This is a genomic window from Pseudomonas sp. 18058 (genome assembly GCF_902706155.1).
In the GTDB taxonomy this organism is placed as follows: Bacteria; Pseudomonadota; Gammaproteobacteria; order Pseudomonadales; family Pseudomonadaceae; genus Aquipseudomonas; species Aquipseudomonas rustica.
Genome location: NZ_CACSJY010000106.1, coordinates 1 through 7,838, shown reverse-complemented (window position 1 = coordinate 7,838; position 7,838 = coordinate 1). Strand labels below are relative to the sequence as shown.

Sequence of the window (7,838 nt, the reverse complement as noted above, 5' to 3'; positions counted from 1 at the left end):
GGGCTGGGCTCACCGGCCTACTCGCCGATCGACTTTACGGCGAGTCAGCGCGCCGACTTTCTGCTGACCCCGGCTGTTCTCGCGGCCAATCACGGAAAAACATTGCGGTTGTCGTGGCAATTGTTGCGCGCTGGAGACGATCGCTTGTCGGACGAACGAGAGATCATCGTGCAGCCTATTAAACTCGCTGATTGGCGACTGCCAATCCCGGACATTCCTCAGGCGTTGGTCACTGCGTTGGATCTGAGTGTTTTTGACGGCGACGCCCAGGTCATCTGTAAACCCTGGCCGGCGATAGCGATAGGGCAGAAGCGCTGGTTATGCGTACATGGCGTGGATCATGATGATGATGATGATGCGTATGAAATTATCGTCGCCAATGGCGCTCCGGTTACCGAATTTGAGAAAAACAATGGACTCGACAACACGTTGCCGCGAGACCTGTTAAAAAACTTCAAATCGGGTACGCCGTTGCACATCGAGTTGAAAGTGGCGTTTGATGGTGCCGCTGTCGTGCCCGCTGCGGTTGCTTTCAAAGTTCGTGATTATGAGGTGCTGAATTCGCCTTCCACACTGCTGGAAGACTTTGCCGAGGAACCCTATCAGTCCGTGAAAAAGGGCGGAGTGATGGAGACCAAGGCTCTAAAGATCACCTTCCAGAAGGGTGATGGCGAATGCGCGATCATGCCTCGCGAAGAGATCGGCGAATCGTTTCCCGGGCGGGTTGACGGGCCGGTGTTAAGCATCAGCCGCGATGCCTTTGGGGTCGAGCCGGTTATCGTCGAGCTGGAGCTAAAACGTACCTGTTCGCGAGTGAGTTTCTGGCAGGTCAGCGTTAACTACGAGGACTGCGCGGTGGAATATCTGTCTGCTGACAGAACATCGCTCGGCAGTCAGGTGCTGGGGGCTTCCCTCGATTTACCGGTGAATGTGGTATTTGCGGGAGCGGTGATCAAATTTCTGATCATCACGTGTCCGAAGGCCGACTGGTTCTCCCTGGACAACATCAGAGTTGATGACTGATCAGCGTCTGCGCCATGCCTTCGAGCTCGGAGGACGGGTTGTAACCGATGAGCATCCAGGCATGTTCACGTTCGGTCCAATAGACGACGTTCATGTTGTGCCGGTGTTCCTGCGCGATTGGCCGACTGCCGCCGTTCGATCGCGTCACACACAGCGCCAGCGGCCCGTATTTGGCGTCAAGATAGACGATCTGCGCGATCGGCACGCCGTCGTATTCGAGCACTTGCGCGCGCCTGAATTCGGCTCCGGGCAGTTTCAGTTTTGCCGTTGAAAGGTTCAGACCCAATCGCTTGTCCACGGTCTGCAGTTGCGCCCGTTGCGTGGTGTCGTCGGTAGGCAAGTGCGCGAGCGTTTGCGGCACGTACAGCGCCATGTAGTCACTGACCAATTCACGCCAGTTGTGCGATTGCTTCGCTTGCCAACCGAGCACCACGCGGTCGGCCAGTACGCCTGCGCCGACAAGCGCTGCCGCCGCCGCGCCGATGAACCAGCGTCGACTTATTCCCGGACGTTCTGGCGACGCGATCGCATCAAGCCGCGCCTGCAAACGCTCCATCGGTGCTTGTTGTGCGAGTTCGTCGTAGGCGTTTTTGTACGGCAGGTTGCTGCGGGCGAGCCATTGCACGCGCAGATTTAGCAGCGGGTCATCAGCGATGGCGTCGTCGAGTTGGCGCCGGTAGTCCGCGTCGAGTTCATCGTCCAGATAGGCGACGAGTTGCTCATCCGAAGGCGTGTTCATGGGCGATCTCCTTCGGTGGCTTTCGGTACGGCTTGCAGCGGCGGATATTCGGCGAGTTTCAGCCGCGCGGTGGCGAGGCGGCTCATCACCGTGCCAATCGGCACTTGCAGGATCTCGGCGACTTCGCGGTAAGACAAGCCTTCGACGTAGGCCAGATACACGGTTTCGCGCTGGGTTTCGGGCAACGCATCTACGCGGCGAATCACTTGCGCAGCCATCACGTGCGTCTGCGCCGCGTACTCGCCATCAAACGCCAGTTGACCGTCGGCATCGACCTGGCCGGCGCCGTTGCGCACCCGACGCGCGCGCACTTCATTGAGCCAGATCGAATGCAGAATGCTCAACAGCCAGCGATCCATGCGCGTGCCCGCCGCGTATTGAGCAGAACGCTCCAATGCCCGCACACACGTCGCCTGCACCAGATCCTCGGCGACATGCCGATTGCGCGACAGCAGCAAACCGTAGCGCCACAATCGCGCCAGATGCTGTCCGAGTTCCGCTCTGAATGCCTGATCGCTGACGATGATGGCCTCCGCTGTGATAGGTCAGGTTTTTGATGAGTCGTTGATAGCTTGCGCCAGATCCTGATATTCCTCGCAAGACGTGCCGCAAATCGATTTGATCTGCTGCAACTGTTCTTGCGCCAGGTCGACGCGGCCTTTGATCACATAGGCTTCGCCGAGGTATTCGCGCACTTGCGCGTACTGCGGATCGAGTTTCACCGATTGCAGGTAATAGCCGATGCCTTCGTCGGTGCGCCCCAATTTGCGCGTGGCGTAACCGCGATAATTGAGGGCTTTGGCGGTGTTCGGTTGTTGCAGTGTGTCGAGCAGTGCCAGGGCTTCTTCGTAGCGCCCGTCCTTGGCCAGTCGATAGGCGTAGTCGGTGCGATCGGCGTCCGGCAACAGGCTGCTGGTTTGCAGCACGCATTTCTGCGATTTGCTGTCCCAGACCTGGCCTTTCGGGCATTCGGGCTTCTTCACCGGCTCGTCTTCATCACCGTTGGCGAAGGCCAAATGGCTGGACATCGCGGCGACCAGCAGCAACGGGGCGGCGAACATAACGGAACGGATAGTCATGGGCAAGGCTCCACAGGAGGTTATGTTTCACTTTGAACACCACAGCGTGAAATTTTATTCATTGCTTTGTCAGTGACTGTTCAAGTGAGGCACAAATTCCGGCGCTATGCTCGTGAGCGTCTGCCGTTGATCCGAAGCTCTGCCATATAGGGGACTGCCATGAACGATCAGCTCCATCACGCCACTGGCGGCTACAAAACCGCTGCCGACACCTACGTGAAAGGACGCCCGGATTACCCGCCTCAAGTCAGCGCCTGGCTGAGCGCAACGTTGGGGCTGGATAATCACCAAACCGTGATCGATCTGGGCGCCGGTACCGGCAAGTTCACTGGCCGGTTGCTAGCGACGGGCGCGCAGGTGATTGCCGTTGAACCGGTGGCGCAGATGCTGGAAAAACTCGCCGATGCCTGGCCGCAGGTGCTGGCCGTACACGGCACGGCGACGGATTTGCCCTTGCCGGATGCCTCGGTGGATGTGGTGGTCTGTGCGCAGGCGTTTCATTGGTTTGCCAGTAAGGAGGCGCTGACGGAAATCGCTCGGGTACTTAAGCCCGGCGGCAGGCTCGGGTTGATCTGGAACCTGCGTGATACGCGAGTCAGTTGGGTGCCGAAGCTGGACGCGATCGTCAATGCGCTGGAGGGCGATACGCCGCGTTACTACACCGGTGAATGGCGCAAAGCATTTCCGCATCCGGCGTTTGGGCCGTTGCAGGTGCAGCAGTTTCACAATGGGCATACCGGGTCGGCGGAGGATGTGTTGTTCAATCGGGTGCGCTCGACCAGTTTTATTGCCTCGCTGCCAGAGGCGCAGCGGGCGAGGGTGGATGAGCAGATTCGCGCGTTGATCCAGTCTGAGCCGGAGTTGCGGGGCAGGGATGTGGTGACGGTGCCTTATGAGACGGCGGCGTTCGTTGCGGTGAAGGGCAACTGAATCGGCGGTGCGGCCATTCGCGAGCAAGCCCGCTCCCACATTTGAAATGCATTCCCCTTGTGGGAGCGGGCTTGCTCGCGAAGGGGCCATCCCAAGCACTACATCTTTTGAAGTCAGTCCCGCATTTGTCCGAACCGCCACCGTGATGCCTTGTTATAGTTCGGGCCTCATTTTCTGCCCGGTAAAGGATCACTGCCATGACTCAATACTCCGCCTTCAGTGTCGAACTGGCCGACAACATCGCCCATGTGCAGATCAATCGCCCGGAAAAGATCAACTCAATGAACGCGGCGTTCTGGAGCGAGATCGTCGAGATCTTCCAGTGGATCGACGACACCGACGAAGTGCGCGTGGTGGTGCTCAGCGGCAACGGTAAACATTTCTCCTCGGGCATCGATTTGATGATGCTCGCCGGCGTCGCCAATGAACTGGGCAAGGACGTCGGCCGCAACGCGCGCCTGCTGCGCCGCAAGATTCTCACCCTGCAAGCCTCGTTCAACGCCGTCGACAACTGCCGCAAACCGGTGCTCGCGGCGATTCAGGGTTACTGCCTGGGCGGCGCGATCGACCTGATCGCTGCCTGCGACATGCGTTACGCCGCCGAAGACGCGCAATTCTCGATCAAGGAAATCGATATCGGCATGGCCGCCGATGTTGGCACTTTGCAACGGTTGCCACGGATCATCGGTGACGGCATGCTGCGTGAGCTGGCTTACACCGGTCGCACCTTCGGCGCAGAAGAGGCGCGCAGCATTGGCCTGGTCAATCGCGTCTACAGCGACAAAGACTCGTTGCTCGAAGGCGTGCTCGACATCGCTCGCGAAATCGCCTCGAAGTCGCCGATTGCGGTCACCGGCACCAAGGAAATGATCAGCTACATGCGCGACCATCGCATCGACGACGGCCTCGAATACGTTGCCACCTGGAATGCCGCCATGCTGCAATCCACCGACTTGCGCGTGGCCATGGCCGCCCATATGAGCAAACAGAAACCCGAATTCCTGGACTGAGAAACCATGACAGCTCGCTGGACCACTGCAGTACTCGACACCGATCAACCGGGCGGCTGGGCCGTGGCGCGCAGCCCGGAAGGCTTTCTGTTCGATGACAACGGCGCGCTGTTCCCCCGGGAATGGCTCAAACGTCAGGACTTGTCAGTCCTCACCGAGCACGGCATTGGCCATCTCGACGGCGAGCCCGTGTATCTGTTGGAGTTGCGCAGCGCCAGCGAGGTGCCGGGGTGCATCTGGAAAGGTCTGCGGGCGTTCATGCTCGAGGGTGATCACACGATTTACAAAGTGCTCGGTTACGCCGCGCAGATTGGCACCTGGGCGCGCGAGCATCGATTCTGCGGAAACTGCGGACAGGCAATGACGCAGGTGCCGCGCGAGCGGGCGATGTATTGCCAGCCGTGCGACCTGCGCAGTTATCCGCGCATTTCGCCGAGCATGATCGTGCTGATCACCCGTGGCGACGAGATTCTGCTGGCGCGTTCACCGCGTTTCGTCACCGGGGTTTACAGCACGCTGGCCGGGTTTGCCGAGCCGGGCGAGTCGGCGGAGGAATGCCTGATTCGTGAAGTGCGCGAAGAAGTGCAGATCGAGGTGAAGAACATCGAGTATCTGGGCAGCCAGTGCTGGCCGTTCCCGCATTCGATGATGCTCGGCTTCCATGCCGAATACGCCGGTGGCGAGATTGTCTGTCAGGAAGACGAGATCGAAGACGCCCAGTGGTTCAACGTGCACGACCTGCCGCCGTTGCCGGCGTCAAAGTCGATTGCCCGTTATCTGATCGACGTCTACGTGGCGCGGCGCTTAGGCCACGCTGAACCAGTGCTGCCAGGCTAGGCGCACGGTCAAACCCAACACCACGGTGATGAACACCGGGCGAATGAACTTTGCGCCGCCGCTGATCGCGGTGCGCGCGCCAAAGAACGCGCCGACCATCACCGACAGGCCCATGCTCAGGCCGATGATCCAGTCCACCTGCCCGGAAAACACGAACACCGACAGCGCCGCAATGTTGCTGACGAAGTTCATGCTGCGCGCCACGCCGCTGGCCTTGACCAGATCGATCGGGTACAGCAGCAGACTGCTCACCGTCCAGAATGCGCCGGTACCGGGGCCGGCGACACCGTCGTAGAAACCGAGGCTGAAACCTTGGGTCGATTGCCATTTCTTTTTGATCGGCGCGTCGCTGTCCAGCGGCGCTTTTGGCGTGCCGCCGAACAACAGGTACAAGCCGCACGCAAAGACGATCACCGGGAGCATCTTGTTCAGCCATTCCGCCGGCAGGTAATGGGCGACGACGGCACCGGTCAATGCGCCGACCAGTGTGCCGACAATGGCGTGAACCCATTGCCGTGGATGGAACAACTTGCGGCGGTAGAAGGTGAAACTGGCGGTCGCCGAGCCGAATGTTGAACTGAGTTTGTTGGTGCCCAGCACCAAGTGCGGCGGCAGGCCAGCGGTGAGCAACGCGGGTGTGGTCAACAGACCGCCACCGCCGGCGATGGCGTCGATGAAACCGGCAACGAAAGCGACAAGGGCGAGAATCGCCAGGGTGGTGAGGTCAACGCTGAGTTCGAAAGGCATGGAATCGGCTTATTCGGCAGGGCGCAGAACGGGAGCTGCGGGGAGGGCGGTTATGTTACCTGTATCCAACTGTTGCGGCGACCCGTAAGACCCAATCGCGAGCAGGCTCACTCCTACAGGGGAATGCATTTCAAATGTAGGAGTGAGCCTGCTCGCGAAGACGCCAGTCCGGCCCCCCATCACCCCACTGTTGCCCACCCAACATGTAGCCAACAAATCTCTTTCTGCAAAACATCTGCACACCGAAAAACCCAACAAAACCGGACATTTTCAGGCTGGCACACTTGCTGCTCTACCTCTCCCATCTCCCAAAACATCCCGAGGACACGCCAATGAGCCAGCAACCCGTCAAATTTGCCTACTGGGTGCCGAACGTCAGCGGTGGGCTGGTGGTCAGCAAGATCGAGCAGCGCACCGATTGGGGCATCGACTACAACCGCAAACTCGCGCAGATCGCCGAAGCCGCCGGGTTTGAATACGCGCTGACGCAGATCCGCTTCACCGCCGGTTATGGCGCCGAGTTCCAGCATGAGTCGGTTGCGTTCAGTCATGCACTGCTGGCCGCGACGACCAAGCTCAAAGTCATCGCCGCGCTCCTGCCCGGCCCGTGGCAACCGGCGCTCGCGGCGAAACAACTGGCGACCATCGATCAACTCACCAACGGCCGCATCGCGGTGAACATCGTCAGCGGCTGGTTCAAAGGCGAGTTTCAGGCGATTGGCGAGCACTGGCTGGAGCACGACGAACGTTATCGCCGTTCCGAAGAATTCATTCGCTGCCTGCGCGGTGTGTGGAGTCAGGACAATTTCACCTTTCGCGGCGACTTCTACCGTTTCGACCATTACAGCCTTAAACCGAAACCGCTGGGGCGGCCGGAAATCTTTCAGGGCGGCAGTTCCCGCGCCGCGCGAGACATGGCCGCGCGGGTGTCGGACTGGTATTTCACCAACGGCAACAGCGTCGAAGGGATCAAGGCGCAGGTTGACGATATTCGTGCCAAGTCAGCGGCAAATAATCATGCGGTGAACATTGGCGTCAATGCGTTCGTGATTGCCCGCGACACCGAAGAAGAAGCGCGAGCGGTGTTGGCGCAGATCATCGATCAGGCCGATCCGCAAGCGGTGAACGCGTTTGGCGATGCGGCGAAACAGGCGGGCAGGGCGTCACCGGAGGGTGAAGGCAACTGGGCGAAATCAACGTTCGAGGATCTGGTGCAGTACAACGATGGCTTCAAGACCAATTTGATTGGTACGCCGTTACAGATCGCCGAGCGGATCGTGGCGTTGAAAGCGGTGGGTGTGGATCTGGTGCTGGCGGGGTTTCTGCACTTTCAGGAAGAAGTGGAATATTTCGGTGAGCGGGTGTTGCCGCTAGTTCGGGAACTTGAGGCTGAAACACAATCCACTGTGGGAGCGGGCTTGCTCGCGAAGGCGGTGTGACAATGACATAACGGTTAGCTGACACAACGCCTTC

General features: G+C 59.5%; 9 protein-coding genes. 5 read left to right on the top strand and 4 right to left on the bottom strand.

Translation table 11 applies throughout. The features are described 5' to 3' along the window. The coding region (locus GVL50_RS28195) for a hypothetical protein (protein ID WP_159815818.1) at window positions 1-1,023 on the top strand (1,023 nt) is incomplete at its 5' end. Here GVL50_RS28195 and GVL50_RS28190 read toward each other — a convergent pair. From GVL50_RS28190 to GVL50_RS28180, 3 genes are all read right to left on the bottom strand, one after another. Beyond that, window positions 1,007-1,762 carry an anti-sigma factor gene (locus GVL50_RS28190; protein ID WP_159815817.1) on the bottom strand — a complete coding sequence of 252 codons (756 nt, stop codon included), beginning with the start codon at window positions 1,760-1,762 and terminating at the stop codon, window positions 1,007-1,009. The genes GVL50_RS28195 and GVL50_RS28190 overlap by 17 nt on opposite strands. Beyond that, complete coding sequence (locus GVL50_RS28185; RefSeq protein WP_371262375.1) at window positions 1,759-2,244, bottom strand: sigma-70 family RNA polymerase sigma factor; 486 nt, start codon at window positions 2,242-2,244, stop codon at window positions 1,759-1,761. Before GVL50_RS28185 ends, GVL50_RS28190 begins: the two co-directional genes overlap by 4 nt. A 63-nt stretch (window positions 2,245-2,307) precedes the next feature. Further along, on the bottom strand, window positions 2,308-2,841 hold the full coding sequence (locus GVL50_RS28180; protein WP_159815816.1) for a tetratricopeptide repeat protein: 534 nt from the start codon (window positions 2,839-2,841) through the stop codon (window positions 2,308-2,310). A gap of 159 nt (window positions 2,842-3,000) precedes the next feature. On the opposite strand from GVL50_RS28180, the gene GVL50_RS28175 reads away from it, so the two are divergent. The 3 genes from GVL50_RS28175 to nudC all read left to right on the top strand — a co-directional run bounded on the left by GVL50_RS28175 (window position 3,001) and on the right by nudC (window position 5,618). After that, entirely contained in the window at window positions 3,001-3,771 is a 771-nt protein-coding gene (locus GVL50_RS28175; RefSeq protein WP_159815815.1) for a class I SAM-dependent methyltransferase, read from the top strand. 197 nt (window positions 3,772-3,968) lie between these two features. Further along, window positions 3,969-4,781, top strand: coding sequence for a crotonase/enoyl-CoA hydratase family protein (locus GVL50_RS28170; protein ID WP_159815814.1), 813 nt, complete (start codon window positions 3,969-3,971; stop codon window positions 4,779-4,781). A 6-nt stretch (window positions 4,782-4,787) separates the two neighbouring features. Further along, the gene (gene nudC / locus GVL50_RS28165) at window positions 4,788-5,618 is read left to right on the top strand and encodes an NAD(+) diphosphatase (RefSeq protein ID WP_159815813.1); all 831 of its coding nucleotides are present in this window, start codon (window positions 4,788-4,790) and stop codon (window positions 5,616-5,618) included. Here nudC and GVL50_RS28160 read toward each other — a convergent pair. Continuing rightward, window positions 5,586-6,365: a TSUP family transporter gene (locus GVL50_RS28160; RefSeq protein ID WP_053120291.1), complete on the bottom strand. Its 780-nt coding sequence runs from the start codon at window positions 6,363-6,365 to the stop codon at window positions 5,586-5,588. The two genes, nudC and GVL50_RS28160, sit on opposite strands and share 33 nt — an antisense overlap. A 332-nt stretch (window positions 6,366-6,697) precedes the next feature. Between GVL50_RS28160 and sfnG the strand changes: the two genes are divergently transcribed. After that, window positions 6,698-7,804, top strand: coding sequence for a dimethylsulfone monooxygenase SfnG (sfnG, locus tag GVL50_RS28155; protein WP_159815812.1), 1,107 nt, complete (start codon window positions 6,698-6,700; stop codon window positions 7,802-7,804). Window positions 7,805-7,838 lie beyond the last annotated feature (34 nt).

Bases quoted from the DNA above. Each gene is read 5' to 3' on its own strand.
- GVL50_RS28190 (WP_159815817.1), bottom strand. From the start codon at position 1,762: ATGAACACGCCTTCGGATGAGCAACTCGTCGCCTATCTGGACGATGAA.
- nudC (WP_159815813.1), top strand. From the start codon at position 4,788: ATGACAGCTCGCTGGACCACTGCAGTACTCGACACCGATCAACCGGGC.
- GVL50_RS28175 (WP_159815815.1), top strand. From the start codon at position 3,001: ATGAACGATCAGCTCCATCACGCCACTGGCGGCTACAAAACCGCTGCC.
- GVL50_RS28180 (WP_159815816.1), bottom strand. From the start codon at position 2,841: ATGACTATCCGTTCCGTTATGTTCGCCGCCCCGTTGCTGCTGGTCGCC.
- GVL50_RS28170 (WP_159815814.1), top strand. From the start codon at position 3,969: ATGACTCAATACTCCGCCTTCAGTGTCGAACTGGCCGACAACATCGCC.
- sfnG (WP_159815812.1), top strand. From the start codon at position 6,698: ATGAGCCAGCAACCCGTCAAATTTGCCTACTGGGTGCCGAACGTCAGC.
- GVL50_RS28160 (WP_053120291.1), bottom strand. From the start codon at position 6,365: ATGCCTTTCGAACTCAGCGTTGACCTCACCACCCTGGCGATTCTCGCC.